The following is a 1,214-nucleotide window of genomic DNA, read 5'->3' as shown; positions in this document are numbered from 1 at the left end:
GTATGGTCGCGTTTTGCGGCAAGGTACCGAAGATTGGCCGCCGAGGCATGGACGCCGGTGGCGACCTGCCCGGACACTTCGAGGCCGAGGCCGGTCAGCTGGGCTGCCTTGTCCGGGTTGTTGCTGAGCAGCCGCAGGGTGCCGGTACCCATTGCCCCCAGCATCTGGGCCGCCGCCGTGTAGTCCCGCTCGTCTTCGCCGTGGCCCAGGGCCAGATTCGCGGCGTAGGTGTCCAGGCCGACATCCTGCAGTGCGTAGGCGTCAAGCTTCGAATACAGGCCGATGCCGCGGCCTTCCTGGCGGAGGTACAGCAGGAAGCCCCCCTCGGCGGCAATCCGCTCCACGGCCTCCCGCAGCTGCGGGCCACAATCGCACCGCTGGCTCCCGAATACGTCGCCGGTGAGGCACTCGCTGTGCAGCCGCACCAGCGGTCCGGCACCGCCTCGCGCCGCGCCGCGCCCTGCAGCGCCTCCTCCCACTCGCCGAGGGCCAGCAGCAGGTGCTCCTTGCCGTCGGCGAGCCCGCTAAAGGTCAGCACTTCGGCAACGGCTTCGAACCCGTCCGGGAAGCGCAGCGGCACGAAGACGCAGCTGCGCACGGCGGCCGAAGGTGCTGCGGCCTTCGGCGTTGCAGTGGTTTCTGGCGCAAGGGTCATCTCGGGTCCTCAGGTATTGGGCAACAGGTGCTGATGTTGGCGGGGCGGAGCCGTCATGCCAGTCGGCTTCGAGCGACACAACCTTTCCCGCCAAGTTTACTTGAACCTTAAAGTTATAGGCCCGGGTGGCAGGTGATGCAAGCGATGACCCCGCATGACGGCCGGGCGGGCGCGTCGGCGCGCACCGGCCCGGATTGGCAACCAGCCGGTGCCATCATGAGGGCGTGACTATCCCGAAAACCATCCTGTTGTTCGTCCTCGCCGCCGTTGCCGAAATAGGTGGGGCCTGGCTCGTCTGGCAGTCCGTCCGCGAGGGCCGGGCCTGGTGGTGGGCCGGGCTGGGTGTCGTGGCGCTGGGCATCTACGGCTTTGCCGCGACTTTGCAGCCGGACGCACACTTCGGGCGTATTCTCGCCGCGTACGGCGGCGTGTTCGTGGCCGGCTCACTGGCCTGGGGCATGATCTTCGACGGCTTCCGGCCCGACCGGTGGGACGTCCTGGGTTCGGTGATCTGCCTGTTCGGGGTCGCCGGCATCATGGTCGCGCCCCGCGAGCCCGG

2 protein-coding genes are annotated in these 1,214 nt (G+C 68.5%); one reads left to right on the top strand and one right to left on the bottom strand.

All coding sequences use genetic code 11. From position 1 onward, the window contains the following. A partial coding sequence (gene ribA, locus LQV45_RS33875; RefSeq protein WP_290370408.1) for a GTP cyclohydrolase II RibA occupies positions 1 to 425 on the bottom strand: 425 nt, incomplete at its 3' end. A gap of 454 nt (positions 426 to 879) precedes the next feature. On the opposite strand from ribA, the gene LQV45_RS33870 reads away from it, so the two are divergent. Next, on the top strand, positions 880 to 1,214 hold a 335-nt coding region (locus LQV45_RS33870; protein WP_230012212.1), incomplete at its 3' end, for a YnfA family protein.

The sequence above is a fragment of the Microbacterium sp. Bi128 genome (assembly GCF_918698205.1).
This window is presented reverse-complemented; position numbering and strand designations above follow the sequence as displayed.